The sequence below is a fragment of the Pseudomonas fluorescens genome (assembly GCF_000730425.1).
In the GTDB taxonomy this organism is placed as follows: Bacteria; Pseudomonadota; Gammaproteobacteria; order Pseudomonadales; family Pseudomonadaceae; genus Aquipseudomonas; species Aquipseudomonas fluorescens_X.
The window spans coordinates 2,058,871-2,085,409 of record NZ_CP008896.1; the positions used below are offsets into that span (position 1 = coordinate 2,058,871).

General features: G+C 62.1%; 28 protein-coding genes. 11 read left to right on the top strand and 17 right to left on the bottom strand.

The window, feature by feature from the left end; all coding sequences use genetic code 11:
• Positions 1 to 53 precede the first annotated feature (53 nt).
• The 12 genes from HZ99_RS08925 to HZ99_RS08980 form a co-directional block, all read right to left on the bottom strand.
• On the bottom strand, positions 54 to 641 hold the full coding sequence (locus tag HZ99_RS08925) for a nucleotidyltransferase family protein (RefSeq protein WP_051903132.1): 588 nt from the start codon (positions 639 to 641) through the stop codon (positions 54 to 56).
• A complete protein-coding gene (locus tag HZ99_RS08930) occupies positions 638 to 1,624 on the bottom strand; it encodes an XdhC family protein (RefSeq protein WP_038442491.1) in 987 nt (328 codons plus the stop codon). The genes HZ99_RS08925 and HZ99_RS08930 overlap by 4 nt, the downstream gene beginning before the upstream one ends.
• A complete protein-coding gene (locus HZ99_RS08935) occupies positions 1,624 to 3,945 on the bottom strand; it encodes a xanthine dehydrogenase family protein molybdopterin-binding subunit (RefSeq protein ID WP_038442492.1) in 2,322 nt (773 codons plus the stop codon). Before HZ99_RS08935 ends, HZ99_RS08930 begins: the two co-directional genes overlap by 1 nt.
• Complete coding sequence (locus HZ99_RS08940; protein ID WP_038442493.1) at positions 3,942 to 4,412, bottom strand: (2Fe-2S)-binding protein; 471 nt, start codon at positions 4,410 to 4,412, stop codon at positions 3,942 to 3,944. The genes HZ99_RS08935 and HZ99_RS08940 overlap by 4 nt, the downstream gene beginning before the upstream one ends.
• 243 nt (positions 4,413 to 4,655) lie before the next feature.
• Positions 4,656 to 5,675, bottom strand: coding sequence for a UDP-N-acetylmuramate dehydrogenase (gene murB, locus HZ99_RS08945; protein ID WP_038442494.1), 1,020 nt, complete (start codon positions 5,673 to 5,675; stop codon positions 4,656 to 4,658).
• Complete coding sequence (locus HZ99_RS08950) at positions 5,672 to 6,136, bottom strand: low molecular weight protein-tyrosine-phosphatase (protein ID WP_038442495.1); 465 nt, start codon at positions 6,134 to 6,136, stop codon at positions 5,672 to 5,674. Before HZ99_RS08950 ends, murB begins: the two co-directional genes overlap by 4 nt.
• On the bottom strand, positions 6,136 to 6,900 hold the full coding sequence (gene kdsB / locus HZ99_RS08955; protein WP_038442496.1) for a 3-deoxy-manno-octulosonate cytidylyltransferase: 765 nt from the start codon (positions 6,898 to 6,900) through the stop codon (positions 6,136 to 6,138). Before kdsB ends, HZ99_RS08950 begins: the two co-directional genes overlap by 1 nt.
• Positions 6,897 to 7,082, bottom strand: a complete 186-nt coding sequence (locus HZ99_RS08960) for a Trm112 family protein (RefSeq protein WP_003174668.1) — start codon at positions 7,080 to 7,082, stop codon at positions 6,897 to 6,899. Before HZ99_RS08960 ends, kdsB begins: the two co-directional genes overlap by 4 nt.
• Before the next feature lie 24 nt (positions 7,083 to 7,106).
• On the bottom strand, positions 7,107 to 8,117 hold the full coding sequence (lpxK, locus tag HZ99_RS08965; protein WP_038442497.1) for a tetraacyldisaccharide 4'-kinase: 1,011 nt from the start codon (positions 8,115 to 8,117) through the stop codon (positions 7,107 to 7,109).
• Positions 8,117 to 8,545: an ExbD/TolR family protein gene (locus tag HZ99_RS08970; protein WP_038442498.1), complete on the bottom strand. Its 429-nt coding sequence runs from the start codon at positions 8,543 to 8,545 to the stop codon at positions 8,117 to 8,119. Before HZ99_RS08970 ends, lpxK begins: the two co-directional genes overlap by 1 nt.
• Positions 8,542 to 9,177 carry a MotA/TolQ/ExbB proton channel family protein gene (locus tag HZ99_RS08975; protein ID WP_029299724.1) on the bottom strand — a complete coding sequence of 212 codons (636 nt, stop codon included), beginning with the start codon at positions 9,175 to 9,177 and terminating at the stop codon, positions 8,542 to 8,544. Before HZ99_RS08975 ends, HZ99_RS08970 begins: the two co-directional genes overlap by 4 nt.
• A 75-nt stretch (positions 9,178 to 9,252) precedes the next feature.
• Complete coding sequence (locus tag HZ99_RS08980) at positions 9,253 to 11,508, bottom strand: DNA internalization-related competence protein ComEC/Rec2 (protein ID WP_115284338.1); 2,256 nt, start codon at positions 11,506 to 11,508, stop codon at positions 9,253 to 9,255.
• Between the two features lie 136 nt (positions 11,509 to 11,644).
• Between HZ99_RS08980 and HZ99_RS08985 the strand changes: the two genes are divergently transcribed.
• The 5 genes from HZ99_RS08985 to HZ99_RS09005 all read left to right on the top strand — a co-directional run bounded on the left by HZ99_RS08985 (position 11,645) and on the right by HZ99_RS09005 (position 17,144).
• A complete protein-coding gene (locus tag HZ99_RS08985) occupies positions 11,645 to 12,160 on the top strand; it encodes a DUF2062 domain-containing protein (RefSeq protein WP_038442499.1) in 516 nt (171 codons plus the stop codon).
• A gap of 233 nt (positions 12,161 to 12,393) precedes the next feature.
• Positions 12,394 to 15,147 (top strand): response regulator, encoded by a 2,754-nt coding sequence (locus tag HZ99_RS08990; protein ID WP_038442500.1) that lies wholly within the window; start codon positions 12,394 to 12,396, stop codon positions 15,145 to 15,147.
• Positions 15,148 to 15,241: 94 nt separating this feature from the next.
• Positions 15,242 to 16,231 carry a 2-hydroxyacid dehydrogenase gene (locus tag HZ99_RS08995; RefSeq protein WP_038442501.1) on the top strand — a complete coding sequence of 330 codons (990 nt, stop codon included), beginning with the start codon at positions 15,242 to 15,244 and terminating at the stop codon, positions 16,229 to 16,231.
• A 71-nt stretch (positions 16,232 to 16,302) separates the two neighbouring features.
• Entirely contained in the window at positions 16,303 to 16,743 is a 441-nt protein-coding gene (locus HZ99_RS09000; protein WP_038442502.1) for a hypothetical protein, read from the top strand.
• Positions 16,740 to 17,144 (top strand): META domain-containing protein, encoded by a 405-nt coding sequence (locus tag HZ99_RS09005; RefSeq protein ID WP_038442503.1) that lies wholly within the window; start codon positions 16,740 to 16,742, stop codon positions 17,142 to 17,144. Before HZ99_RS09000 ends, HZ99_RS09005 begins: the two co-directional genes overlap by 4 nt.
• Before the next feature lie 40 nt (positions 17,145 to 17,184).
• On the opposite strand, the gene HZ99_RS09010 is transcribed toward HZ99_RS09005, so the two are convergent.
• Positions 17,185 to 17,646 carry a TlpA disulfide reductase family protein gene (locus tag HZ99_RS09010; protein ID WP_038442504.1) on the bottom strand — a complete coding sequence of 154 codons (462 nt, stop codon included), beginning with the start codon at positions 17,644 to 17,646 and terminating at the stop codon, positions 17,185 to 17,187.
• 117 nt (positions 17,647 to 17,763) lie between these two features.
• Here HZ99_RS09010 and arsC point away from each other — a divergent pair, with 117 nt between their 5' ends.
• The 3 genes from arsC to HZ99_RS09025 are packed head-to-tail and all read left to right on the top strand — an operon-like array spanning position 17,764 to position 19,131.
• Positions 17,764 to 18,117: an arsenate reductase (glutaredoxin) gene (gene arsC / locus HZ99_RS09015; RefSeq protein WP_038442505.1), complete on the top strand. Its 354-nt coding sequence runs from the start codon at positions 17,764 to 17,766 to the stop codon at positions 18,115 to 18,117.
• Positions 18,114 to 18,728 (top strand): NAD(P)H:quinone oxidoreductase, encoded by a 615-nt coding sequence (wrbA, locus tag HZ99_RS09020; protein WP_029299742.1) that lies wholly within the window; start codon positions 18,114 to 18,116, stop codon positions 18,726 to 18,728. Before arsC ends, wrbA begins: the two co-directional genes overlap by 4 nt.
• The gene (locus tag HZ99_RS09025) at positions 18,712 to 19,131 is read left to right on the top strand and encodes a DUF2069 domain-containing protein (RefSeq protein WP_038442506.1); all 420 of its coding nucleotides are present in this window, start codon (positions 18,712 to 18,714) and stop codon (positions 19,129 to 19,131) included. Before wrbA ends, HZ99_RS09025 begins: the two co-directional genes overlap by 17 nt.
• 108 nt (positions 19,132 to 19,239) lie before the next feature.
• On the opposite strand, the gene HZ99_RS09030 is transcribed toward HZ99_RS09025, so the two are convergent.
• Positions 19,240 to 19,911, bottom strand: coding sequence for a DNA-3-methyladenine glycosylase I (locus tag HZ99_RS09030; protein ID WP_038442507.1), 672 nt, complete (start codon positions 19,909 to 19,911; stop codon positions 19,240 to 19,242).
• Positions 19,912 to 19,978: 67 nt separating this feature from the next.
• A complete protein-coding gene (gene ttcA / locus HZ99_RS09035) occupies positions 19,979 to 20,803 on the bottom strand; it encodes a tRNA 2-thiocytidine(32) synthetase TtcA (protein WP_038442508.1) in 825 nt (274 codons plus the stop codon).
• A gap of 365 nt (positions 20,804 to 21,168) precedes the next feature.
• Between ttcA and HZ99_RS09040 the strand changes: the two genes are divergently transcribed.
• Together HZ99_RS09040 and HZ99_RS09045 are read left to right on the top strand one after the other, a co-directional pair.
• Positions 21,169 to 21,771: a Yip1 family protein gene (locus HZ99_RS09040; RefSeq protein WP_038442509.1), complete on the top strand. Its 603-nt coding sequence runs from the start codon at positions 21,169 to 21,171 to the stop codon at positions 21,769 to 21,771.
• Positions 21,772 to 21,900: 129 nt separating this feature from the next.
• Complete coding sequence (locus HZ99_RS09045) at positions 21,901 to 22,395, top strand: SprT family zinc-dependent metalloprotease (RefSeq protein ID WP_038448024.1); 495 nt, start codon at positions 21,901 to 21,903, stop codon at positions 22,393 to 22,395.
• 115 nt (positions 22,396 to 22,510) lie between these two features.
• Here HZ99_RS09045 and HZ99_RS09050 read toward each other — a convergent pair whose 3' ends face one another.
• Together HZ99_RS09050 and HZ99_RS09055 are read right to left on the bottom strand one after the other, a co-directional pair.
• Positions 22,511 to 23,692 carry a CaiB/BaiF CoA transferase family protein gene (locus tag HZ99_RS09050; RefSeq protein ID WP_038442510.1) on the bottom strand — a complete coding sequence of 394 codons (1,182 nt, stop codon included), beginning with the start codon at positions 23,690 to 23,692 and terminating at the stop codon, positions 22,511 to 22,513.
• Between the two features lie 150 nt (positions 23,693 to 23,842).
• A complete protein-coding gene (locus HZ99_RS09055; RefSeq protein WP_038442511.1) occupies positions 23,843 to 25,174 on the bottom strand; it encodes a dicarboxylate/amino acid:cation symporter in 1,332 nt (443 codons plus the stop codon).
• Positions 25,175 to 25,508: 334 nt separating this feature from the next.
• On the opposite strand from HZ99_RS09055, the gene HZ99_RS09060 reads away from it, so the two are divergent.
• On the top strand, positions 25,509 to 26,507 hold the full coding sequence (locus HZ99_RS09060; RefSeq protein ID WP_038442512.1) for an AraC family transcriptional regulator: 999 nt from the start codon (positions 25,509 to 25,511) through the stop codon (positions 26,505 to 26,507).
• Positions 26,508 to 26,539 lie beyond the last annotated feature (32 nt).

Consider the following 26,539-nt stretch of genomic DNA (forward strand, 5'->3'; position numbering starts at 1 on the left):
CGGTAGATAGGGATGCGGTGATCTTGAGGTTGCCATCGCCGGCAAGCCGGCTCCTACAGGGGGTGTGGGAATGTGAGCATTTGCGGTACATCCACATCCCACAACACCCCGGGATCATCCACCGGCACTTCCCGCACATCAGCCTGGGCAAACAACGACCTGGCGCCACGATCCCCGGTCAGCCCCCTCAAGGCCGGACCCAGGGCCTGGCTGAATGCAACGGGGTGGCCCCATCGGCCAGCATGCACTGGCACACTGACTCCGTCCACGCGCTCGATCAGCCGCTCAATACTCGACGACCGAATAAAGGGCATATCCCCTAGAACCACCAGCCAACCCGCTGCCGGGACGCTGGCCGCCACCGCGGCGGCGATACTGTCGCCCATGCCAGGCGAATCCAGCAGTAGCACTTCGCAAGCGTATGCCCTGGCCAGGCGCATGACCTCGCTGCGCTCTGGTGTTGTGACGACCCAACGCCGGGTGATGCTGGCAGGCAAATTGACCAACACCTGCTCGAATACCGGCCGCGTCACCCCATCACGCCCCACGCAAGGGGCCAGCAGTTTGTCCTGGCCGTTCTGCGCGCGGAACCGGCTGCCGTGCCCTGCCGCCAGGACAATTGCAGTGATCGCGCTCGTCAACTGACCGCCTCCCCCACGGGCTTGGCTTGCAACAGCGCCACACCGTTCTTGATCGCAACAATGTGCGCCATCAACGACAAGGCAATCTCTGCCGGCGTGTGGCTGCCAATATGAATACCAATCGGGCCATGCAGCCGCGCAATTGCCTCGGCCGCCAGCCCCAACATCGCCAGGTTCTCCCGGCGTTTACGACTATTGACCCGTGACCCCAGGGCACCAATGTAGAACGCGCGGGAGTTCAATGCGGTCAACAGCGCCATATCGTCCAGGCGAGGATCATGGGTCAGGGCAACAATGGCCGTGCGCTCGTCTGTCTGGATAGTGAGCACCGCCTCATCAGGCATTCCCGGCACAAAGCGCCCATGCTGCGCCTCCCAGCCATGGACAAACTCTTTACGGGGGTCACAGATCAGTACTTCAAAATCCAGCAGGCGCGCGATGTCTGCCACGTAGCGCGACAACTGGCCCGCACCGATCAGCAGCAGGCGCCAGCGCGGGCCGTAGATGGCCCGCAAGCGCTCACCATCAAAACTGACAAGGTCGGACTGGCTCGCCGCACTCAAGCGCACGCCCCCCGTCGCCAAGTCCAACTCCCGCGCCACAATTTCATGGGCCTCGCAACGCGCCAGCAACTCGGCAACCCACCCTGGGTCACCCACCCGCTCCTCCGTCAGACGCAAGGTGCCGCCACAGGGCAGACCAAACCGCGCAGCTTCATCCCGGGTGACACCATAGGTCACCAGTTGCACCGGCGGCCCATCGTCAGGTAAACGGCCATCGTGCAGACGGGCGATCAGATCATCCTCGATGCAACCACCGGATACCGAGCCGATCACCACGCCATCGCCGCGCAAGGCCAGCATCGCCCCTGGCGGCCGTGGCGCGCTGCCCCAGGTCTGGACCACGCTGTACAGCACCACCTGCTGCCCTGCGCGGCGCCACTCCAGCACGCTGCGCAGGACATTCAGATCCACGCTGTCCATCAGGCCTTCGCCTCCTGCTGCCAACCCTGCAACTGATAACGCACTGGCAGACTACGGATGCGCTTGCCAGTGGCGGCAAAGATCGCATTGCACAGCGCCGGCGCAATCGGCGGTACGCCCGGCTCACCGACGCCGCCCAGGGGCACCTCACCGGGTGGCGTGACCAAATGTATGACGATTTCTCGGGGCGCCAGGGACATGCGCGCGACCTCATACATATGGAAATTGTCCTGCTGGACCTTGCCATCCTTGAAGCTGATTTCCCCCAGCACCGCATTACCCAGGCCCATGACGCAGGCACCCTCGAACTGCGAGCGGATGCGCTCCGGGTTGATCTGCGGGCCACAATCCACGGCGATATCGGCCTTGTGTACGATCAACGTGCCATCACCCTTGACCTCCACCTCGATCACCGCCGCCACATAGGTGACAAAACTGTAGTGCACCGCCAGCCCCAAACCGCGTCCCTTGGGCAGCGCTCGACCCCAGCCGGCAGCCTTGGCCGCCGTTTCCAGCACGCCACGCATACGCGCAGTATCAATCGGGTAACGCTCGGGAGACTCGCCGTAGTTCCATTCTTCACTCAAGGTTCGCGGATCGATCTGACGATCCGGGCCCAGCAGCTTGAGCTGATATTTCAGCGGATCCTGGCCAGCCTTGTGCGCCAGTTCATCGACAAAGCTCTGAATGGCAAAACCGTGGGGGATGTTCGACACCGAACGGTACCAGCCCACACGGGTGTGGGCGGCAGCTTCAGGGTTTTCCAGGCGCACATTGGGAATGGCGTAAGCCATGTTGGTAAAGCCCATGCCCAACTCGAACGCAGCCTCATGGTTCATGCCCGGCGCAAACAACGCGGTGATGCTCGGTGCCACGGTGCGGTGCAGCCAGCCGGAGGGCATGCCGTCCTTGTTCAGGCCAGCCTTGAGGTACTCGGCGGAAACGGTATGGAAGTAGGAGTTATGGATATCGTCTTCACGGGTCCACTGCACACGCACGGCCTTGCCGGGAAACTCCTTGGCCAGCACCGCGGCTTCAATGATGAAGTCCGGCTTGGACTTGCGCCCGAAGCCGCCGCCCAACAGGGTGACGTGGATCGTGACGTTATCGAACGGCAGGCCGAGGCGTTCGGCCACCCGCTCGCGCGTGACCTGCGGCGCCTGGCTCGGGGCCCAGGCCTCGCATTGCCCGTCTTGATAACGGGCCACGGCAACCATCGGCTCCATCGGCGACTGCGCCAGGTGTGGCAAGTAATACGCAGCGTCGAACGTGCTGTCGGCATCGCTCAGGGCCTGGTCGATGCTGCCGGTATTGCGCACCACTTTGCCAGGCTGAAGGGCCGCGGCTTCCAGGGTTTTGCGATAGTCGATGGAGTTGTAGCCAGCATTGGCGCCATCCTCCCAGACAATCTGCAACGCCTCGCGGCCCTTGATCGCCGCCCAGGTGTTGCTGGCCACCACTGCTACGCCGCCCAAAGGCTGGAATTCCGAGGGCAAGGGCCGGCTTTCGATTGACAGGACCTTGATCGCCCCGGGGACTTTCAACGCCGCGCTGGCATCGAACGACTTGACCTTGCCGCCATACACTTTGGGCCGCGCAATGGTCGCGAACAACATGCCGTCAAAATGCACATCGGCACCGTACAGCGCCCGGCCGTTGACGATATCGGCACCGTCGATGGCCTTGGTGGCCTCCTTGCCGATATAGCGAAATTCCGACGGCTGCTTGAGCCGCAGGCTATCGCGCGCTGGCACCGCCAGTGCACCGGCGGCGGCGGCCAGGGCGCCATAGCCCAGTTCGCGGCCGCTGGGCTGGTGAATCACTTTATGCAACTGCGCACGACATTCGCCCAGAGGGACTTTCCATTGCTCGGCAGCGGCCTGTTCCAGCATGCTGCGCACGGCTGCGCCGCAACGGCGCATCGGTTCGTACCAATGGCGCATGCTGCGCGAACCGTCGGTATCCTGGTTGCCGAAACGCACTTCATCGCCCGGCGCTTGCTCGACTTTGACCTGGGCCCAATCGGCCTCCAGCTCATCGGCCACCACCATGGCCAAGCTGGTACGAACCCCCTGGCCCATTTCCGAACGGTTGCAGATCACCGTCACGCTGCCGTCGGCAGCAATGCTGACGTAGACCTTGGGATCATCGATCACACCATTGGGCATCGCCTCGGCACCGTACTTCTTCACCTCTTCGGCAAAGGCACCCGGCACGCCCCAACTGGCGGCCACCACCAGGGCAGCGGTGGCGCCAATGCCCTTGAGGAAGCCTCGGCGACTCAGGTTGTTCAGGACGAAATTGCTCGGCAACCGGCTCATGCCTTGGCCCCCTGCAAGTGAGTAGCGGCCTGGCGGATCGCCGTTTTGATGCGGTTATATGTGCCACAACGGCAGATATTGCCGACCATGGCCTCTTCAATCTGCGCATCGCTGGGGTTGGGGTTGGTTTTCAGCAATGCCGTGGCCGACATGATCTGCCCACCCTGACAGTACCCGCATTGGGCCACCGCCGTATCCAGCCACGCTTGCTGTACAACCTGGCCGACCGGGTCATTGTGCAGGTTGTCGATGGTGCTGACGTTCTGCCCTTTGACCGAACCAATAGGCGTGATGCAACTGCGGGCCGGCGAGCCGTCGATATGAATGGTGCAGGCGCCACACAGGCCCATGCCGCACCCGAACTTGGTGCCGTTGTAACCCGCTACGTCGCGGATCGCCCACAACAGGGGCATGTCCTCGGTGACATCCAGCGGATGATCTTGACCGTTGAGTTTGAGAGTAATCATGGGCACGCCCGCATAGTGATTGGAGTATGGGGTCGAGCTATCTGCCGCTTTCAGGGGAGCGGAGTCGGTTCACGCAGATGGCTCAGGCTAATCGGGCTCTCTTGTGAAGACAGGTCTTCACCGGGCCTTTGATAAACAACATCTATCGAACGATAAACAGGCATCGTTAGCCTGCTAAGTTAACCCACCATTCACAAAAAAGCCCTGCAATGCAGGGCTTTTTTCAACACGCTAGAGCGTAGCTCAATAACGATTGGGCTCCATTTCCAGATCGACCTCGAAGCGCTCGGCGATATCACGCTGAATGCGTTGGGCCAGGCTGGAAATATCCAGGCCCGTCGCCGCGCCATAATTGACCAGCACCAGCGCCTGCAGACGATGCACGCCCGCATCACCGTCGCGAAAGCCTTTCCAGCCGGCCTTTTCAATCAACCAGCCCGCTGCCAGTTTCACTTGGCCGTCAGCCTGGGGATAGGCCACCAGATCGGGATATTGCAGCTTTAACTGCGCTGCCTGCACCTGGGACACCAGGGGGTTCTTGAAAAAGCTGCCGGCATTGCCCAAGACCGCAGGGTCGGGCAGTTTTTCACTGCGGATGCTGCAAATGGCCCGGCTGACATCGCTCGGCGTCGCCTGGGTAATCCCCTGTTCGGCCAGGCGTTGTTGCACCGGGCCATAGCCGAGTTTGAGGTGAGAGACGCGGCTCAGGGCAAAACGCACCCGCAGGATCAACCAGCGCCCCACCTCGTGCTTGAACACGCTGTCGCGGTAGGCGAAGTGGCACTCTGACAGGCTGAAATCCCGCAACTCGCCAGTCTGGCGGTCGAGGGCGGTCAGGCCCGCGAACACATCCTTGATCTCGACACCGTAGGCGCCGATGTTCTGCATCGGTGCCGCACCGACAGTACCGGGAATCAAGCTGAGGTTTTCCAGGCCGCAAAACCCTTGCTCAAGGGTCCACAGCACAAAGGGGTGCCAGGCCTCACCCGCCTCGGCTTCCACCACAACCTGCTGCGCATCCTCGTGCAGAATGCGGATCCCCTGGGTCGCCATACGCAATACCAGCGCCGGGATATCCTGGGTCAGCAGCAGGTTGCTGCCGCCCCCGATCACCAGCAATGGCAACTGTTGCGTGGCCGCGCAGGCCAGGGCCTCGCGCACATCCGCATCGCTGTGGGCCTCGGCGAACAACTGCGCGCGCACGTCGATGCCAAAACTGTTGAAGGCCTTCAGGGACACCTGGGGCCGTACATCCAGGCTCATAACCGCCCCTTCAATTCGATCACCAGCAAATCACAAGCCGCCTCGATCAGGTCCAGGACCTGCTCGAAACCCTGCTCGCTGTCGTAATACGGATCCGGCACTTCATCCACCAGACAGTCGTAGCGGCGCAGGAACAGGTCCAGCTCCGCCTTGCCCTGGGCCGGCTGCATGGCCTTGAGGTTGCGCAGGTTGCTCTGGTCCATGGCCAGGATCAGGTCATAGCGCGCAAAATCGGCGCGCGACACCTGCTGGGCACGCTGGGCCGACAGGTCGTAGCCACGGCGCAGGGCCGCGTGTTGGCTGCGTTTGTCCGGCGCCTTGCCGATATGCCATTCGCCGGTACCGGCTGAAGCCACCTCGACCCGGCCCGCCAGCCCGGCTGCCCGCAGTTTGTGGCGCAGGACACCTTCGGCGGTAGGCGAGCGACAGATATTGCCCAGACACACAAACAGGACTTCCATCAAACCCCCAGCAATCGACGCACGCGCTCAAGGTCTTGCGGCGTATCGACGCCAGCCGGTGGAGCTTCCATCGCATCATCGACATGGATCCGCACGCCGTGCCACAGGGCTCGCAACTGCTCCAGGGCCTCGGTGTCTTCCAGCCAGCACGGGCCCCAGCTGACGAAATCATGCAGGAAGCCGGCGCGATAGGCATAGATACCGATATGGCGGCGATATGGCACGCCGGCCGGCAATACCTCACGCTGCCTGGCGAACTCGTCGCGCGCCCAGGGCAGGGTCGAACGGCTGAAGGTCAAGGCCAGGCCGTTGATGTCGCTGACCACCTTGACCACGTTGGGGTTGAACAGCGTCTCAATGTCTTCGATAGGTTCGGCCAGGGTCGCCATGCGTGCCTCGGCATGGGCGGCCAGGTTGGCAGCGACCTGATCGATGACACACGGCGGGATCAGCGGCTCGTCGCCCTGCACATTGACCACGATGGCGTCCGGCGCCAGGCCCAGGTGCGTGGCGACTTCGGCCAGGCGATCGGTGCCGGAATTGTGATCTTCACGGGTCAGCACCGCTTCGGCGCCGAAACCCTTGCAGGCCTCGATGATCCGCAGGTCATCAGTGGCCACCACCACGCGCTGGGCGTTGCTTTTGCAGGCCTGTTCCCAGACCAGCTGGATCATCGGCTTGCCGCCGATCAACTGCAGCGGTTTGCCGGGCAGGCGAGTGGAGGCGTAGCGCGATGGGATGACTACAGTGAAGGCAGTGGTCATTTATCCAGGCGCTCGTCGGTCGTCAGGGTACGGGCTTCGCTTTCCAGCATCACCGGGATGCCATCGCGGATCGGGTAGGCCAGGCCGGCGCCTTTACTGATCAGCTCGGTCTTGTCGGCACTGAGCTTGAGCGGGCCTTTGCAGATCGGGCAAGCGAGGATATCGAGCAGTTTGGTGTCCATGGGGGGTTCCTGGATAAAAACGGTTTAAGGCAAAAGTCGATCAGGCAGCAGACGCATCAGTTGCGTGTCGAACCAGGCGATAAACGCCGGTGACGGTGCCGCATCGACTGCAAGGTACCACCAGTGTGCCTGGGCAAAGGCGCGGCACTTCACCGCGTCCTTTTCGGTCATGACCAGCGGCAGTGACGGCGTAAAATTCAGGACCTCGGCGCTGTAAGGCGCATGGTCGGCAAACGCATGGGGTATCGGCAGCCAGTGTAGCGTTTCGAGGGTATTGAAGAAACGTTGCGGGTTGCCGATGCCGGCGACCGCATGCACCCTTTGGCCCACGGGAAAATGGTCCAGCGGCTGGCGCTCACCGGTTAGCAGGTTGACCAGCGTCGTGGGCAGCAGACGGAAGGCGAAACCATCCTCACGATCCGCCCCGGCGCCGTTGTATAGCAGCGCATCGACACTTTGCAGACGCTCGACCGGTTCGCGCAGCGGCCCGGCGGGCAGGCAACGGCGATTGCCCAGGCCACGTGCATTGTCGATCAGTACCAGTTCCAGGTCACGGGCCAGGCGGTAATGCTGCAAGCCATCGTCGGACAGGATCAGGTCCAGGGTGTCGTTGGCCAACAGGGCCTGTACCGCACGGCTGCGATCAGGGTCGATCACCAGGGGCACGCCGCTGCGTTGCACAATCAGCAAGGGCTCGTCGCCTGCCACTTGCGCGCTATCGCTGGCGTGCACCCGCCATGGCAACTGTGGCGGCTTGGCTGCGTAGCCACGGCTGACCACGCCGACGCGCAGGCCACTGCGCTGGCAATGGTCGATCAGCCACAGGATCAACGGCGTCTTGCCCGTGCCGCCCACGGTGATATTGCCGACGACCACTATGGGCACCGGCGATTGGTAGATCGTCCCCTCACCCGCCAGGAACCGCTCGCGCTTGCGCTTGACCACCCGACGATAGAGCGACTCCAGCGGTTGCAGGAGCTTGAGCGCCGGATGCCCGTCATACCAGGCCTTGAGCAGACGATCGGACAGGGCCATCAGGGTTGCCCCGCCGCCTCGACGGTGGTCATGCGCAAATGGCTGAAGCCGAGCTTGCCGGCAGCATCCATCGCAGTGATCACGGCCTGGTGCGGGGTTTTGCCATCGGCGCTGATGGACAGCGGCAATTGTGTATCACCGCCAGACTCCTTCTGCAGCGCATCCATCACGCTGGCGACGTCGTTCTTCTCAAGCAACTGGTTGTTCACCGAAAACACCCCTTCGGCGCTAATGGTGATATCCAGTTGCTTGAGCGGCTGGTCTTCGGCTGGCGAGCCGCTGACGGCTTCCGGCAATTCGACCCGCAGTTGGGTTTCCCGGGTAAAGGTGGTGGTGACGACAAAAAACAACAACAGGATAAACACCACATCAATCAACGACGCCAGGTTGATATCGACGGTTTCCCGGGGCTTGCGGCGAAATTTCACGCTTTGCCCTCGACCAGGTCGACGTCACGATCGCCCTGGACCACTTCCACCAGCTTGATCGCTTCCTGCTCCATGCCTACCACCAATTCATCGATGCGACGCTGCAGGAACCGGTGGAAAAACACGGCCGGGATGCCGACCATCAGGCCGGCAGCCGTGGTGATCAAGGCCTTGGAGATACCACCGGCCAGTACCGAGGCGTTGGTGGTCATGCCCGAGCCGGTAAAAGCACTGAAGATATCGATCATGCCCAGCACGGTGCCGAGCAAACCGAGCAACGGCGCCATCGCCGCGATGGTGCCCAGGGCATTGATATAGCGCTCCAGCTCGTGGATAACCCGGGCGGCGGCTTCTTCAATGCACTCCTTCATGATCTCGCGACCGTGCTTGGAGTTGGCAAGGCCCGCAGCGAGAATCTCGCCCAGGGGGGAATTGGCCCGGAGCTCCTTGAGCTTTTCCTTGTCCAGTTGCTTGTCCTTGATCCAGCGCCAGACCTGCCCCAGCAGATGATCAGGGGTCACGCGACTGGCGCGCAGGGTCCACAAGCGTTCGGCAACGATGCCGAGTGCGGCGATGGAGCTCAGAATGATCGGCAACATCATCCAGCCGCCGGATTTGACCAATTCCCACACAGTGAATGCCCCCTCGAAAAAGTGCGCCACTCTAGCATATAGGCTGGCGAGGAAGGACCTGCCTGCCGACAGGCATCATGTCGCAGGCACTGGTCTTTGGTAACTGTCAATGACCGGCGCGCGCCAGAAACGGCGCTGGCTGCGCGCCGTCACCGGAGCCTGGAAAGCTCCCAGGCGCAAACGCACGGCGCCCTGTTCGGCGCTGTCATAAATGGCGCTGCGCAAATGTTGGTAACGCGCCAGCACCTGCGGGTGCGGATGGCCAAAGGAATTGCCACGCCCGCGGGAAATCAGCACTGCCTTGGGGGCCAGTTGCTGGACAAACGGCCACGACGATGAACTGCGGCTGCCATGATGGGGGGCTTGCAGCCAATCCGTGGCGACCGCCAAGGGCGTAGTGAGCAAGGCTCGCTCGGCCTCGCGATCGATATCGCCGGTCAGTAACAGCCGTTCACCATTGGCCTGGACCTGCAACACACAAGACTTCGCGTTGCCGTTGCGGGCATCCGCCCATTGCCACAGCCGGAACATTACGCCGTCCCACTCCCACTGTTCACCGCTGACACAGGCCCGGGTATCGAGAAACGCTGGCAGCCCCTGGATTTCCCCGCCCACTATCCGCTTGACCGGCAACCCGAGCGCTACCGCCACGGCGCCCCCTGCGTGATCAGCGTCGGCGTGACTGAGCAGCATCAAATCCAACTGGCTAACCCCCAGCTTGCGCAGCGCCGGCAATACCACACGCTCACCGAGGTCGAAATCCCCCTGCCGTGGCCCGGCGTCATACAACAGCGCATGGTTGCGGGTGCGTAACACTATCGAGAGGCCCTGGCCGACATCCAGTTGCTCCACCGCCACCTGGCCCAATGGGATCGATTCTCGGGGCGGGAACACCGCCAGCAGCAACATGGGCCAACCCAGCAGGCGAAAAGGAACGCCCTTGGGCATCAATAACAACAAAGTCCCCAACAAACTGAGCAACCAGTAGCCAACGGGCACCTCGGCAGGCATCCAGGCCGGTACACGCCCGGCCAGTATTGCCAACGCCTTGAACAATCCATCCAGCGCACCACCGGCCAGCCACAACAAGCCACTGCCCAGCCACGGTACCGCCAGCAACAGCGTGCCCGCCAGCGCCAGCGGCAGCACCAGCAGGCTGATCCAAGGCACGGCGAACAGATTGGCCAGCGGCGCAGTCAAGCTGATGGGCAGGCCCAGAATCAGCAGCAGTGGAAACAGCCCGATAGCGATCAGCCATTGGGCACGGGTCCAGGCCTGCCATGCACGCCATGGTCCCAAACGGCCGCCAAAGGTCAGCACCAACACGGCCACGGCGGCAAATGACAGCCAGAAGCCCGGTTGCAGACTGGCCAATGGTTCAAGGAGCAACACCGCATTCAGGGCCAGCAGCAGTGGCCACCAAACCCCCAGGTGGCGAAACCGCAGGCGCCACAGCAACACCAGCCCCACCATCACACAGGCCCGTTGCACCGGCACGGCAAAACCAGCCAGCAAGCCATAAGCCAGAGCCGCAGCAAATGCCAGGCCACAGGCCCAGGGCAGCCAGGGCAAGCGCCTGGGCCAGCAACCATAGCGGGCCATTGCGGCCACCAGCCCATAGATCAACCCCGACAACAGGCCGATATGCTGACCGGAGATGACCAATAGATGCACGGTGCCGGTGTCCTGCAAAATGCGCCAATCCCCGGCTGCCAAGCCGGAGCCGTCGCCCAGCACCAGTGCGGCCAGCCCCGGTTCGCGGCCCTGGGCGTCGACTGCCAGTAGCCGCTGGCGGATTCCGTCGCGCCAGGCATGCCGGGCCGGTGCCAGGCGCTGGCCGTCCTTGACCGAGCCGATCGCCCCCACACGCTGGGCCAATAGCCAGGCCTCCTGGTCGAAGCCATGAAAATTCAGCCGTCCAGAGGGGCGCTTGAGGGTAACGGCCAAACGCCAGCGCTCACCACTGCGCACTTGCGGGCCGCCCTGCCACGTCACACGGATACGCCGGGGTAGCCGGTCCCGGCGCGACTGGCTGTCGCTCAACTGAAAACGCACCACCCCATCGCCCTGCTGCACCAGCTCGCTGACGCGCCCTTCCAGCCAACGGGTCTGCCCATCCAGGGCCGGAGCGAGCCGGTCGTCCAGTGCCCGCTGCGCGCTGAAACAGGCCCACGCCAGGCCCAGCAGGAAAAACGCCAGCGGATAAGTACGAAACGGCAGCAACATCAACACCACCATCGGCAACACCAGCAACCAACCGACCGGCGGCAAGACGGGCAGCAGGCGCAACGCCAGCAGCCCCAACGCCAGCGCAAACATCCCTGTACGCATGGATCATTCCTTGAAAGTGATCCATTGAGTGTTAGCCGGTTGGTTCAGGGCGAACTATGATTTTTTGTCACAAAGTCTGAATTTCCCGTTCGTAGAATACGGGCATACTTGCCCCTCGAACTGATCTGGACCCCTTATGCCACGGCGCTTATTCAAACGGTACATGCCTGATCCGACCAGCATTCGGGAACACAAGTCCTTACGCTTTCTCGGCACGCTGCTCCATGACCCCAACCTCTGGCACCTCAATCGGCACTCGGTCGCCCGGGCCATGGCTGTCGGCCTGTTTGCTGCCTTCATTCCCATTCCCTTGCAGATGTTGCTGGCGGCTATCCTCGCCATCGCCGTGCGCGGCAATATGCCCATCGCCGTGAGCCTGGTATGGCTGACCAACCCGATCACCATGCCCGTGGTGTTTTTCTGTACCTATATGACCGGCACCTGGCTGATGAACATCCCGGCCCGCACCCTGCCCCATGAACTGACCTGGGAATGGATCAGCGGGCAACTTTCCACGATGTGGCAACCCTTCCTGCTGGGCTCGGTGGTGATGGGCCTGGTATTGGGCGCGCTGGCGTACTGCCTGACCATGGTCTATTGGCGCTGGTGGGTGGGTCATCAGTGGAAAAAGCGCCAGCAGCGCAACCGATAGGAGCCGGCTTGCCGGCGATGGTCGTCAACGATGACGGATGAATACCTGATCCCCCTGAGATCGCGTTACTGACGCCACCGCAGTGACGCGACGCGCCGAAAAGCCAGTTCCTCAATCCCCCCTCAAGCATCTTTTGCAAGATTCCAAGCCCCGCATATGGCTACACTGCGCAGGTGGCGCGGGCCGGATGCCTGCATAGAATGTCGACATCAGTGTGGTAGCGGGAGAGTGGCGTGCTAAGAAGAATGGGGATAAAAGGCCGCGTACTGTTGCTGACCTTATTGCCTACCAGCCTGATGGCATTGCTCCTGGGTGGCTATTTCACCTGGATGCAGCTCTCGGAGCTGCAAACCCAATTGCTCGATCGCGGCGAGATGATCGCTGAACAGTTGGCGCCCCTGGTGGCTCCGGCGCTGGGCAACAAGAACACCGACCTGCTGGAGCGCATCGCCACCCAGTCCCTGGAACAAGTCGATGTACGGGCTGTGTCCTTCCTGGCGCCCGACCGCACCCCCCTGGCCCATGCCGGCCCGACCATGCTCAATCAATCGCCCATTGGCAACAGCTCCCATCTGTTGCAGCGCACCGGCAATGATGCCACCCGCTACCTGCTGCCCGTGTTCGGCCGCCATCGCAACCTCGCTGGCGAGCTGATTCCCGATGAAGCCGACCGCCTGCTGGGCTGGGTCGAGCTGGAGCTGTCCCACAACGGCATGCTGCTGCGCGGCTATCGCAGCCTGTTCGCCAGCCTGCTGTTGATCGCCATCGGCCTGATCTGCACCGCGGCCCTGGCCTTGCGCATCAGCCGCACGATCAACTCGCCCATCGGCCAGATCAAGCAAGCGGTGGCTCAACTCAAGGATGGCAACCTGCAAACCCGTTTGCCGCCGCTGGGCAGCCAGGAGTTGGATCAGTTGGCGTCCGGCATCAACCGCATGGCCGACACCCTGCAAAACGCTCAGGAAGAATTGCAACACAGCATCGACCAGGCCACCGAGGATGTACGCCAGAACCTGGAAACCATCGAGATCCAGAACATCGAGCTGGACCTGGCCCGCAAGGAAGCCCTGGAAGCCAGCCGCATCAAGTCGGAGTTCCTGGCCAACATGAGCCATGAAATCCGTACGCCGCTCAATGGCATCCTCGGTTTCACCCACCTGTTGCAGAAAAGCGAGTTGTCGCCCCGTCAGTTGGATTACCTGGGCACCATCGAAAAATCCGCCGACAACCTGCTGGGCATCATCAACGAAATTCTCGACTTCTCGAAAATAGAAGCCGGCAAGCTGGTACTCGACAACATTCCATTCAACCTGCGCGACCTGCTGCAAGACACCCTGACCATCCTCGCCCCGGCCGCCCACGCCAAACAGCTGGAACTGGTGAGCCTGGTGTACCGCGATACCCCTTTGTGCCTGGTGGGCGACCCGCTGCGCCTCAAGCAGATCCTCACCAACCTGGTCAGCAATGCCATCAAGTTCACCCGTGAAGGCACTATCGTGGCCCGGGCTATGCTCGAAGACGAACAGGAAGACAGCGTGCAATTGCGCATCAGCGTGCAGGACACCGGCATAGGCCTGTCCAACCAGGATGTGCGGGCGCTGTTCCAGGCCTTCAGCCAGGCAGATAACTCGCTGTCCCGGCAACCGGGCGGCACGGGCCTGGGGCTGGTGATTTCCAAGCGCCTGATCGAGCAGATGGGTGGCGAAATTGGCGTCGACAGCACGCCGGGCCAAGGTTCGGAGTTTTGGATCAGCCTCAATCTGCCGAAAACCCGCGACGACATCGAAGACCTGCCGGCCCCGCCGCTGCTGGGCCGGCGTGTGGCGGTGCTGGAGAATCACGAGCTGGCGCGCCAGGCCCTGCAACACCAGTTGGAAGACTGCGGCCTGGAGGTCACCCCGTTCAACAGCCTGGAAAACCTGACCAACGGCATCACCAGTGCGCACCAGACCGAGCAGGCCATCGACCTGGCAGTACTGGGCATCACCGCCAACGATATTCCACCGGAGCGCCTCAACCAACATCTCTGGGACCTTGAACACCTGGGCTGCAAAGTCCTGGTGCTGTGCCCGACCACCGAACAGATGTTGTTCAACCTGTCGGTGCCCAACCCTAATAGCCAGTTGCAGGCCAAACCGGCCTGCACCCGTAAATTGCGCCGGGCGCTGTCCGACCTGATCAGCCCGCGACCATTGCGCAGCGAGCCGGGCGAGCCGTTGTCCAGCCGCGCGCCACGGGTGCTGTGTGTCGACGACAACCCAGCCAACCTGCTGCTGGTACAGACCCTGCTCGAAGATATGGGCGCCAAGGTCCAGGCCGTGGAAAGCGGCTATACCGCCATCGAAGCGGTGAAGAAGGAAGCCTTCGACCTGGTGCTGATGGACGTGCAGATGCCCGGCATGGACGGACGCCAGAGCACCGAAGCAATTCGCCAATGGGAAAGTGAGCGCCACGGTACACCGCTGCCGATTGTCGCGCTGACAGCCCATGCCATGGCCAATGAAAAACGCGCCCTGCTGCAAAGCGGCATGGATGACTACCTGACCAAACCCATCAGCGAACGGCAACTGGCCCAAGTGGTGCTGAAGTGGACCGGCCTGGCCTTGCGCAATCAAGGCTCGGAACGCGCAGTCGAAGGCCACGGTCCCGCCGCCCAACTGCCGGTGCTGGACCATGAGGAAGGCCTGCGCCTGGCGGCCGGCAAGGCTGACTTGGCCGCCGATATGCTGGCCATGCTGCTGGCGTCCCTGGAAGCCGACCGCGAGGCGGTCTGTATCGCCCGCGAAGCCAACGACAACAACGCGCTGATCGAACGGGTCCACCGCCTGCACGGCGCCACTCGCTACTGCGGTGTGCCGCAGCTACGCGCAGCCTGCCAGCGCGCCGAAACCTTGCTCAAGCAGGATGACGCCAAGGCCATGGCCGCCCTCGATGAGCTGGACATGGCCATTGCCCGCCTGGCCAGCGAAGCCCGGGTCAACGCCTGACACAGAACAACACGCCCGCCGCCAATGACGGGCAACCTAGCTGTAGGAGCCGGCGCCTACCGGTACCACACGCAATTTTGCAGGGAGCCCTTCGATGCGCATCATCCTCTTCAGCAGCCAAGCCTATGACCGCGACAGTTTCCTCGCAGAACCCTTGCCTGCAGGCATGGAACTGCAGTTCCAGCCCGCACGCCTGAACCTCGACACCGTGGCCCTGGCCGACAAGCATGAGGTGGTCTGTGCCTTTATCAACGACGACCTCAGCTCCCCAGTGCTCGAACACCTGGCCGCCGGTGGCACACGCTTGATCGCCCTGCGCTCGGCCGGCTACAACCATGTGGACCTGGCCGCCGCCAAACGCCTGGGCCTGACCATCGTGCGGGTGCCCGCCTACTCGCCCCATGCGGTGGCCGAACATGCCGTGGCCCTGGTGCTGGCCCTCAACCGCCGCCTGCATCGCGCCTATAACCGCACCCGCGACGGCGACTTCAGCCTGCACGGCCTGACCGGCTTCGACCTGGTGGGCAAGACCGTTGGCGTGGTGGGCACCGGGCAGATCGGCGCGACCTTTGCCAAGATCATGGCCGGTTTCGGCTGCACCTTGCTGGCCTACGACCCGTTTCCCAACCCTCAGGTCGAAGCCCTTGGCGCACGCTATGTCAGCCTGCCCCACTTGCTGGCCGAGGCGCAGATCATCAGCCTGCACTGCCCGCTGACCGCCGACAGCAAACACCTGATCAATACGCAATCCCTGGCCCATATGCAGCCAGGGGCGATGCTGATCAATACCGGACGCGGCGGCCTGGTGGATACCCCGGCGCTGATTGAAGCGCTCAAGGACGGGCAATTGGGCTACCTGGGGCTGGATGTGTACGAGGAAGAAGCCCAACTGTTCTTTGAAGACCGTTCGGACCTGCCCTTGCAGGACGACGTGCTGGCACGTCTGTTGACCTTCCCCAACGTGATTATCACCGCGCACCAGGCTTTCCTGACCCGCGAAGCGCTGGCGGCGATTGCCGGGACCACCCTCGCCAATATCCAGGCCTGGGCCACTGGCCAGCCACAAAACCTGGTGCACGGATGATCAACGGTCACATACCGCGCGCATGGTAAACAGACGAGCGTGATAGGATGCCGCGCCTATTTGGAGGATCCATGGCCGAACACGATTTCCGCTTCAGTTTGCTGAGCCCACAACACACCCTGATCGAATGCCGCGCCCTGGTGCCGGGCCGATACCAAGTCACCGGCAATGGTGGCTCGATCAAGCATGGCGATGTGCTGATCGTCACCTTGCGTGGAAGCAAGACCCTGTCGATGCGCCTCACTGTCGAAGGCGATGCGCGCTACTCCATCCGCCCGGCCGGGCAGTGGGTCGCCATGGCGCAAGGGCCGAAATTCGGCGAACTGGAGATCCACACCTGGAAGGTCAATTGCGACAGCTGCGACGCCGTGCTGGAGTTTGAGTTCTCGGTGGAAACCAAGCTGACCAAGGAACCGCTACAACCTGCCGCCACGGCGCGCATTGCCGAGTTGGGCTGGGCCACGATCGGCGACAAGCATCGTTGCCCGAAATGCCAGCAGGCCGCGCCATGAAGAGCCTGCTGATGGTCGCAGCGCTGGGCGTCGGCCTTGCCGGCTGCGCCAGCGATGAGGTCAGGCTCAAGCAGGATCACAGCTACATCGTGGAATGGATCGGCGAGCGTCCCCTGATGGACTACGCCCACCTGACCGTGACCCTCGGTGCCGATGGCCGGGCCTATGGCAATGGCGGCTGCAACCACTGGTTCGCGCCATACAGCCTGGACGGTGAAAAGCTCAGCTTCGGCAAGATCGGCAGCACCCGCAAGCTGTGTGCCGAGGCCCTGATGGAACAGGAGCACCGCTTCTTCAAGGCCCTGGAAACCGTGCAGCGCTGGGACATCTCTCCCATCGAACAGACCCGCTTCTGGCCTGCCGAGGGCAAGCCGCTGCGCTTGTGGCTGGAAGAAGGCTGATCGCCCTGCAGGAGCCGGCTTGCCGGCTCCTGCAAGGGGGCTAGCCGCGCAACTCTTTGAGTTTGGCCAATACGCCCGCCGCTGTCTGCTCACCCAACATCTGTGCCCGCACCTTGCCCTTGTCATCGATGATGTAGGTCACCGGCAAGGCTTCGCTGCGCGGGATATCAAAAATCGCCTCGGGGTTCTGCGCCAATACGGTGAACTTGATGCCCAGCTTCTCGCTGGCGCTCTTGAGCTCTTCCCCCTGCACATTATCGAAGTTGACGCCAAACACACTCACCGGCTGGCCCTTGAGCTGCTCGGCCAGGGCGTTGAGTTCGGGAATCTCAATACGGCAAGGGCCGCACCATTCAGCCCAGTAATTGATCACCAGCCATTGCTTGTCGATGCGTTCGGACGCGACTTTCTGGCCGTATTGGTCGACGCCATAGTCATTGCCGCAACCGCTGAGCAGCAGAGTGGTGATAACTGCCAGTGCGCCTATCAGTCGCCGTGTCATGGGGTAATCCTTAGCAAAAAAATGAACGTGGGCTGCGGCCGATCGCCTCTTACGGTTTAAGGACAAGCCGCAGCGCAGGTAGAATACCCGCCACCTTACGCAAGATGCGACCCGCACATGACCGATCTGACGCTTTATCACAACCCGCGCTGCTCGAAATCCCGCGGTGCGCTCGAACTGCTGCAAGCCCGTGGCCTGACGCCCGACGTGGTGCGCTACCTGGAAACCCCACTGGACGCTGCGCAGCTCCAAGCCCTGCTCGGCAAGCTGGGAATCAGTGCCCGGCAATTGCTGCGCACCGGCGAAGACGAATACAAGACCCTCAACCTGGCCGATACCCACCTCAGCGAAGCGCAGTTGATTGCCGCCATCGCCGCCCATCCCAAGCTGATGGAACGGCCGATCCTGGCCACCGCCGACAAGGCCGTGATCGGCCGTCCGCCGGAAAATATCCTGGAGATCCTGCCGTGAGCGCGCCCTACGTCCTGGTGCTGTATTACAGCCGCAACGGCTCGGTCAGCGAAATGGCCCGGCAGATTGCCCGGGGCATCGAGCAAGGCGGCCTGGAAGCGCGCCTGCGCACCGTGCCGGCGATCTCCAGCGAGTGTGAGGCCGTCGCCCCGAGCATCCCGGCCGAAGGCGCGCTGTACGCCAGCCTCGACGACCTGAAGAACTGCGCGGGCCTGGCCCTGGGTAGCCCGACGCGCTTTGGCAACATGGCCGCGCCGTTGAAGTACTTTCTCGACGGCACCAGCAACCTGTGGCTGACCGGCGCCCTCGTCGGCAAGCCGGCTGGGGTCTTCACCTCGACCGCCAGCCTGCACGGTGGCCAGGAAACCACCTTGATGTCGATGCTGCTGCCGCTGCTGCACCACGGCATGCTGATCACTGGCCTGCCTTACAGTGAACAGGCCCTGCTCGACACCCAGGGCGGCGGTACGCCCTACGGGGCCAGCCACCATTCCGGCGCCGACGGCAAGCGAGCCCTGGATCCCCATGAAATCGCCCTGTGTCGCGCCCTGGGCCTGCGCCTGGCGAAGACTGCGGCGAAGCTGGAGAGTGGCCGTGGCCAAGAAGCCTAAAGTCCTGCCGGCCCAGGCCTGGCTGGAGCCCCGGGTCAAGGTGGCACGGGCCTTGAGCCTGCTGGCGTTCCTGGGCCTGGTGGGGTTGCTCTGCGTCTACTACCTGCTGGTCGCCGACCTGCATGGCGCGCGTCCCTGGGTGATCCTGCTGATCGAACTGGTGCCGCTGCTGATCCTTGCGCCTGGCATGCTCATGGGCAGTGCGCGCGGGCATTCATGGATGTGCTTTGTGGTGAACCTGTACTTCATCAAGGGCGCCCTGGCAGCCTATGACCCGAATCGCCAGTGGTTTGGCGTGCTGGAAATGCTGGCGAGCCTGGCGGTGTTCTGCACGGCGCTGCTGTATGTGCGCTGGCGGTTCCAGTTGAACCGGCGGCTGGCGGGGGAAGGCCAGCCGGCCTGAGGGGGTTTGTGGGGCCCGTCAGGCCCCCATCGCTGGCAAGCCAGCGCCTACATTTGGAATGCATTCCCCTGTGGGAGCTGGCTTGCCGGCGATGGCATCACCTCGATCTCAATGATTGACCGTATAAGCCAGCATCATCGACAACTGGCACATCGGCCGCCCGCTCTCGACGTGCCACTGGTTGAATGCTGCCTGCACCGTCGCCAGGTCCCGCAGGCTGGTAGGGGCCTTGTCGACAATCTCCTGTGCATTGAGCGCCGCGACCACGTCATAGCTGGGCACAAACGTGTCCTTGCCCACCATGCGCAAGAAACGCGGCGCCGACAACCCGCCCAACTGGTGGCCGTGCTTGCTCAGGTATTTCCACAAACCGACGATATCGGTCACCGGCCAATCGGCAATCAGTGCACCAAAGCTGCCCTTTTCCTGCGCGACATCGAGGATCATCTGCGCATTGCGCGGCACGCTCTTGAGCTTGCCCAGATGACGGATGATTCGTGTGTCCTGCATCAGGCGCTCAAGGTGCTCGGCGCCCATCAACACGACTTTTTCTGGATCGAAGCCGAAGAACACCTGCTCGAACGCCGGCCACTTGGCATCCACCACACTGTGCTTGAGCCCGGCGCGGAACACCCGCAGCGACAGGGTCGACAGATAACGATCATCGCTGATCTGACGCAACTGCGCCGATGTCTTGGGCACTGGCAGATGGGCTTCCAGCTCGGCCGTCGAACCAAAGCGGTTCAGGCAGTATTCGTGCAGCCATTTGTAATCGCGCATGCCCTCTCCTACGGGTTGAAATGAAAACGGCGCCCATGAGCGCCGTCTGTCAGAGCCTGGAAAAGGCTCAGAGGTTCACAATGTTGACGAAGCGCGAAGCGGCGGTTTCGTCGATGCGCAGGCTGGTGAAGTCAAACAGATTGCGGTCGGCCAGTTGCGACGGGATCACATTCTGCAAGCTGCGAAAGATGCTCTCGCTGCGCCCCGGCGTCTTGCGCTCCCACTCCTGAAGCATGTCCTTGACCACCTGGCGCTGCAGGTTCTCCTGGGAACCGCAGAGGTTGCAGGGGATGATCGGGAATTGCTTGAAGTCGGAGTAGGCCTGGATGTCCTTCTCGTTGCAATACGCCAGCGGGCGGATCACCACGTTGCGCCCGTCATCGGCGCGCAGCTTGGGCGGCATGGCCTTGAGGGAACCGTTGAAGAACATGTTGAGGAAGAAGGTCTCGACGATGTCATCGCGGTGATGACCGAGGGCCATCTTGGTCGCGCCGATTTCATCGGCAAAGGTGTACAGAGTGCCACGGCGCAGGCGCGAGCACAGCGAGCAGGTGGTCTTGCCTTCCGGGATCAGTTCCTTGACCACCGAATAGGTGTCCTTCTCGACGATGTGGTACTCGATGCCCAGGGCCTTGAGGTAGGCCGGCAGCACATCCTCGGGGAAGCCGGGCTGTTTCTGGTCCATGTTGACGGCGACGATGTCGAACTGGATCGGTGCAACCTTTTGCAGGTGCATCAGCACGTCGAGCATGGTGTAGCTGTCTTTGCCTCCAGACAGGCAGACCATGACCTTGTCGCCCTCCTCGATCATGTTGAAGTCAGCGACAGCCTCACCGGCCAGGCGCCGCAGGCGTTTTTGCAGTTTGTTCTGATTGACGGTAAGGGTGCCCATGGCGCTTGGATCCGCGAAAAGGTATGTGACGAAAAGCCCGGTATTTTAGCGGTATGGAGCACCGAGTTCCAATGTGGGAGGGAGCTTGCTCCCGATGGCGGTGGATCGATCAATAAATCCGCTGCCTGACCTACCGCTATCGCGAGCAAGCCCGCTCCCACAGGGGACTGCATTCCACGTCACAGACCCAGGCGCGATTAAGCCCCGTGTTTACAGCGCAATTTGCTCTAAAGCCACACACTTTTTCCGATCATCACTTCCTATACTGCGACTTGAGGTCGCACATATATCCAGACCTTTCAGGCCACTTGGCCGGCGGGCGCTCCGCTTGGGGGGCGATGGTAATAACGACAGGAGTGACTGGCATGATCCATCACGTCGTGGGGCTTTTCACCCATCCCGACCAGGAATGGCGGGAAATTCGTGGCGATAAAGAAGAAAGCATCGGCCACATGTACCTCACTCACACGCTGATTCTTGCGGCGATCCCCGCCGTATCAGCCTTTATCGGCACCACCCAGGTCGGCTGGGTCATCGGCAACCGCTCCCCGGTCATGCTGACCCAGGAAAGTGCGTTGTGGATGACCATCATGTCGTACCTGGCGATGCTCGGCGGCGTTGCGGTAATGGGCGCCTTCATTCACTGGATGGCACGTACCTATGATGCCAATCCGAGCATGGCGCGCTGCGTCGCGTTCGCCACCTACACCGCCACGCCGCTGTTTATCGGCGGGCTGGCGGCGCTGTATCCGCATATGTGGCTGGGCATGGTCGTGGGCACCGCCGCCATCTGCTACACGGTGTACCTGCTGTATGTAGGATTGCCGACCTTCATGAGCATCGACCCGGACGAAGGCTTCCTGTTTTCCAGCTCGGTGCTGGCGGTAGGCCTGGTGGTACTGGTGGCAATCATGGCCTTTACCGTGATCGTCTGGGGCCTCGGCGTGGGGCCGATCTACACCAGCTGACTCGCTTTCAACCGCAGGAAAAGCCACCGCAAGGTGGCTTTTTGCGTTCTGCATGACCATTCGGCGCCTGGCGGATTCGGAAGTGCCCCTGGATGCGGCATACTGGATCTCTCTGGAGATATGTACAGCATGCCCGAGCAACTCAATACCCGCGTCGAAGATTGTTTCCTGCAAGCCGAATCCTTTTTCAAACGAAGTTTCAAACGCCCCCGGGTCAGCCTCAAGCTACGTGGGCAGAAAGCCGGTGTCGCGCATCTGCACGAGAACCTGCTGCGCTTCAACCCCCAGCTGTACCGAGAAAACAGCCAACACTTCCTCAAACAGACGGTGGCCCACGAAGTGGCGCACCTGATCGCCCACCAATTGTTTGGCGAACGTATCCAGCCCCATGGCGAGGAATGGCAGTTGATCATGCGCGGGGTCTACGAACTGCCGCCTGATCGATGCCATACCTATGAGATCCAGCGCCGGCGGGTGACCCGCTACATCTATCGCTGCCCGTGTGCCGACAGTGACTTCCCATTCTCGGCCCAGCGCCATGGGCTGGTGAACCAGGGGCGGCGGTATTTGTGCCGCAGATGTCGGGAGACGTTGGTGTTTACCGGGGAGACTCGGGTGGAGTGAGGTTTCTGGGTGCCTGTTCCGGCCCCTTCGCGAGCAAGCCCACTCCCACATTTTGATTTGTGAATACATTCAGAATGTGGGAGCGGGCTTACTCGCGAAGGGGCCCAAACAGCCACTATCCTACGACCTTGGCACCCCGCAGCTCGGCAATCCGCTGAGTGCTGAAACCCAACTCACCCAACACCTCATCACTGTGCGCCCCTACCGCCACCCCAATATGCCTCGGCTGCGGCAACCCCTCGGAAAATTTCAGCGGGCAGGCCATCTGCGCCTGGAACGAGTCATCCCCACACGGCACCTGGCTGACCAGCTCCCTGGCCTTTAATTGCGGATGCTCCAACGCTTCCCCAAGGCTGAGCACCGGTTCCACGCAAGCGTCTACCCCGGCAAACAACGTACACAGCTCCTCAAAACTGTGCCGCTCAAACTCAATCTGCAATGCCTGCTTGAGGGCCTTCTGCTGCCCAGGCTTGGGCGACAACCCCTTGGCCGCCAGTTCCGGACATCCCAGCGCAGCACACAGTTGCTGCATGAACCCCGGTTCCAGGCTGCCCACCGACAGCCAGCGCCCATCCCGCGAGCGGTAGTAATCGTAGAAGCTGCCGCCATTGAGTACCTGGTCTTCGCGCCCGGGCTCCACGCCACAGGCCAGGTAAGCTGCACCGGCCATGGCGTTGAGGCTGAAGGCACAGTCGGTCATGCTCACATCCAGGTATTGGCCCACCCCGCTGTGCTGGCGCGCAATCACCGCCGCCAGCAGGCCGACCACGGCGTGCAGCGAGCCGCCAGCCACATCCGCCACTTGTACGCCCAGGGGCAACGGGCCGCTGTCCTCGCGCCCGGTGTAGCTGGCGATGCCGGACAGTGCCAGGTAGTTGATGTCGTGTCCGGCGCGGTCCTTGTAGGGGCCGGTCTGGCCGTAGCCAGTGATGGACACATAGATCAGCTTCGGGTTGATCGCCTTCAACGCTTCATAACCCAAGCCCAGGCGCTCCATGACCCCTGGGCGGAACTGCTCCAGTACGATGTCGTAGTCCGCCACCAATTGCCGCACGATCTCCAGCGCCTCGGACTGCTTGAGGTCCAGGGCCAGGCTGCGCTTGTTGCGGTTGAGATAGGCATGGCTGGCCGACACGCCACGGTCGTGGGGCGGCAACACCCGCAGCAGGTCCATGCGCGTGGGGGACTCAATACGCAGCACCTCGGCGCCCATGTCCGCCAACAGCAGCGAAGCGAAAGGCCCCGGCAACAAGGTCGAGAAATCCAGCACTTTGAGGGACGCCAAGGGGCCTGACATGAGAGCTCCGATTCCAGTTCGATGGGGCACAGAGTAGTCAGCCTTGGGCGCCAGCGGCAATTACCACAAGCATCATCGACAGTGACCGTTGTGCTCGCCCGACCATAAAAAAACCCATCCGAAGATGGGTTTTTTAGAGCGCTTGAGCCTTTACTTGATCGCCGGGGCCGGGCCTTCGGCTACGCCCAGGTCGTCCAGTTCACGGGTTTCGGAGATACCGGTACCGCCGGAAGCCAGTTCGCTTTGCAGCTTGTCGGTGTCCAGCTCCTTGACCCACTTGGCGACAACGATGGTCGCCACAGCATTACCGACCAGGTTGGTCAGCGCACGCGCTTCGGACATGAAGCGGTCGATACCGAGGATCAGCGCCAGGCCGGCCACCGGCAGGTGGCCAACGGCCGACAGGGTCGCGGCCAGTACGATGAAACCACTGCCCGTCACGCCGGCAGCGCCTTTGGAGGACAGCAACAGCACCAGCAGCAGGGTGATCTGATGGGTGATGTCCATGTGGGTGTCAGTCGCCTGGGCGATAAACACGGCAGCCATGGTCAGGTAGATCGAAGTACCGTCGAGGTTGAAGGAGTAGCCAGTCGGGATAACCAGGCCAACCACCGATTTCTTCGCGCCCAGGCGCTCCATCTTGATCAGCATGCGCGGCAGTGCGGATTCAGAGGAGGAAGTACCCAGTACGATCAGCAGTTCTTCACGGATGTAGCGCACCAGTTTCAGGATGCTGAAGCCGTGGGCGCGGCAGATGCCACCCAATACGACCAGTACGAACAGAATGCAGGTGATGTAGAAGCAGATCATCAACTGGCCCAGTTGCACCAGCGAGCCAACACCGTAGGCCCCGATGGTGAACGCCATGGCGCCCAGGGCACCAATTGGCGCGAGCTTCATGATCATGTTGATGATGTTGAACATCACGTGGGCGAAGCGATCGATGAAGTCCAGCACCGGCTTGCCATAGGCACCCAGGCGATGCAGGGCGAAACCGAAGATCACCGAGAACATCAGTACTTGCAGGATATCGCCGTTGGCGAAGGCGCCGACGATGGTGTTGGGGATCACGTTGAGGATAAAGCCGACGATGCTCTGGTCTTTACCGGCGGTGACATAAGCGGCCACTTTCGACGCATCCAGGGTGGCGACATCGATGTGCATGCCAACGCCTGGCTGCACCACGTTGACCACGATCAGGCCAATCAGCAGGGCGATGGTGGATACGATTTCGAAGTACAGCAGCGCGTAGCCACCGGTCTTGCCCACCGACTTCATGCTCTGCATGCCGGCGATGCCGCTGACCACGGTACAGAAGATGATGGGGGCGATGACCATTTTGATCAGCTTGATAAAGCCGTCACCCAGGGGCTTGAGGGCCACACCGGTCTGCGGGTAGAAGTGACCGAGCAGGATACCGATAACGATGGCAACGATTACCTGGAAGTACAGGGTTTTGTAGAACGGCTGACGAGTCGTCATTGCAAAGTTTCCTCAAGAGTCCCGTGGGGCAAATATCCGCCATTGCCCACGACACTTGAATTGCGAACCCTCCTGCACTGGAGGGATTTGTTTTGGCGAGCTGCTGGCTGGCAGGTCTGTGCTCCCTATCGCAAACGGCGTGCCACTTTCCTGAAAAACCCCGTAACACCCAAGCCATGGGGGCTGACGACTATTTACAGCTGGTCCAAGGGCTGAAACAGATGGCGGATATCCGCCCGCCACTCCGATCTCGTCCTACAATTTGGCGGATATCCGCCTTGTCCACCCACCGCACGATGGCTACCATCGGCCACTCAATGGACGAGGCCCCTGCATGCGCGAACGCACCATCGCCAGTCATTACGCCCGCGCAGCCTTAGGCGGTGCGCACCGGGCCGGCTACGACTGCTCGACACTGTTGCAGCAACTGGGCATTACCCCGGAACTGCTGGCAGAGCCCCGCGCGCGCATCGCGCCGGAGCAGTTCACGGGGTTGTTGCAAATGCTGTGGCAGGCCCTGGATGACGAGTACCTGGGCTTCGCCGATGGGCCGAGCAAGCGCGGCACCTTCGCCATGATGTGCCACGCGCTGATTCATTGCCGTACCCTGGAAAAGGCGCTGGAGCGTGGCTTGTTGTTCTACAGCCTGTTCCCCCAGGGGCCGCGCTGGCGCCTGAGCCGTGAAGGCGACATGGCTCGCCTGAGCCTGGATGACTCGCAACTGTGGGATCCGGATCACTTTTTGAGCGAAAGCCTGCTGGTGATATGGCATCGCCTCGGCAGTTGGCTGGTTGGCCAGCGTATCCGCCTGGAGCAGGCAACCTTCAGCTACCCGATGCCAGCCCATGCCAGCGAGTACGACTTGCTGTTCCCCTGCCCCCTGGGCTTCGGCGCGGCCAGCAGCAGCCTGTTGTTCCACAGCCGCTACCTGAGCCTGCCACTGCTGCAGGATGAACGCACCCTCAAGCACTTCCTTGAGCGCTCCCCCGCCGACCTGCTGTCCCGGCCGGACGAAGGCGACAGCCTGAGCAGCCAGTTGCGTCGCCTGCTGAGCCGCGACCGCACCCCCTGGCCAGACCTGGAGGCCGTGGCGCAGCACCTGCACATCAGCCCACAGACCCTGCGCCGGCATTTACGCGAGGAAGGCACCAGTTTCCAGGCACTCAAGGATGAGTTGCGCCGGGATATCGCGATTTTTCATCTGGGGCGCGCGGATCTGTCGTTGCAGGAGATTGCCGAGCAGTTGGGGTTTTCCGAGCCTTCGGCCTTTCACCGGGCGTTCAAGAAGTGGACGGGGGTGACGCCGGGGGCGTATCGGGCGCAGGAGAATTAGGGCTTGCCGGCGATGAGGCCCATCAGTCCAAC

Excerpts from the sequence above, each read along its gene's own strand:
- HZ99_RS08930 (WP_038442491.1), bottom strand. The coding sequence starts at position 1,624 with ATGGACAGCGTGGATCTGAATGTCCTGCGCAGCGTGCTGGAGTGGCGC.
- HZ99_RS08935 (WP_038442492.1), bottom strand. The coding sequence starts at position 3,945 with ATGAGCCGGTTGCCGAGCAATTTCGTCCTGAACAACCTGAGTCGCCGA.
- HZ99_RS08940 (WP_038442493.1), bottom strand. The coding sequence starts at position 4,412 with ATGATTACTCTCAAACTCAACGGTCAAGATCATCCGCTGGATGTCACC.
- murB (WP_038442494.1), bottom strand. The coding sequence starts at position 5,675 with ATGAGCCTGGATGTACGGCCCCAGGTGTCCCTGAAGGCCTTCAACAGT.
- HZ99_RS08950 (WP_038442495.1), bottom strand. The coding sequence starts at position 6,136 with ATGGAAGTCCTGTTTGTGTGTCTGGGCAATATCTGTCGCTCGCCTACC.
- kdsB (WP_038442496.1), bottom strand. The coding sequence starts at position 6,900 with ATGACCACTGCCTTCACTGTAGTCATCCCATCGCGCTACGCCTCCACT.
- HZ99_RS08960 (WP_003174668.1), bottom strand. The coding sequence starts at position 7,082 with ATGGACACCAAACTGCTCGATATCCTCGCTTGCCCGATCTGCAAAGGC.
- lpxK (WP_038442497.1), bottom strand. The coding sequence starts at position 8,117 with ATGGCCCTGTCCGATCGTCTGCTCAAGGCCTGGTATGACGGGCATCCG.
- HZ99_RS08980 (WP_115284338.1), bottom strand. The coding sequence starts at position 11,508 with ATGCGTACAGGGATGTTTGCGCTGGCGTTGGGGCTGCTGGCGTTGCGC.
- HZ99_RS08985 (WP_038442499.1), top strand. The coding sequence starts at position 11,645 with ATGCCACGGCGCTTATTCAAACGGTACATGCCTGATCCGACCAGCATT.
- HZ99_RS08995 (WP_038442501.1), top strand. The coding sequence starts at position 15,242 with ATGCGCATCATCCTCTTCAGCAGCCAAGCCTATGACCGCGACAGTTTC.
- HZ99_RS09000 (WP_038442502.1), top strand. The coding sequence starts at position 16,303 with ATGGCCGAACACGATTTCCGCTTCAGTTTGCTGAGCCCACAACACACC.
- HZ99_RS09005 (WP_038442503.1), top strand. The coding sequence starts at position 16,740 with ATGAAGAGCCTGCTGATGGTCGCAGCGCTGGGCGTCGGCCTTGCCGGC.
- HZ99_RS09010 (WP_038442504.1), bottom strand. The coding sequence starts at position 17,646 with ATGACACGGCGACTGATAGGCGCACTGGCAGTTATCACCACTCTGCTG.
- arsC (WP_038442505.1), top strand. The coding sequence starts at position 17,764 with ATGACCGATCTGACGCTTTATCACAACCCGCGCTGCTCGAAATCCCGC.
- HZ99_RS09030 (WP_038442507.1), bottom strand. The coding sequence starts at position 19,911 with ATGCGCGATTACAAATGGCTGCACGAATACTGCCTGAACCGCTTTGGT.
- ttcA (WP_038442508.1), bottom strand. The coding sequence starts at position 20,803 with ATGGGCACCCTTACCGTCAATCAGAACAAACTGCAAAAACGCCTGCGG.
- HZ99_RS09040 (WP_038442509.1), top strand. The coding sequence starts at position 21,169 with ATGATCCATCACGTCGTGGGGCTTTTCACCCATCCCGACCAGGAATGG.
- HZ99_RS09045 (WP_038448024.1), top strand. The coding sequence starts at position 21,901 with ATGCCCGAGCAACTCAATACCCGCGTCGAAGATTGTTTCCTGCAAGCC.
- HZ99_RS09050 (WP_038442510.1), bottom strand. The coding sequence starts at position 23,692 with ATGTCAGGCCCCTTGGCGTCCCTCAAAGTGCTGGATTTCTCGACCTTG.
- HZ99_RS09055 (WP_038442511.1), bottom strand. The coding sequence starts at position 25,174 with ATGACGACTCGTCAGCCGTTCTACAAAACCCTGTACTTCCAGGTAATC.
- HZ99_RS09060 (WP_038442512.1), top strand. The coding sequence starts at position 25,509 with ATGCGCGAACGCACCATCGCCAGTCATTACGCCCGCGCAGCCTTAGGC.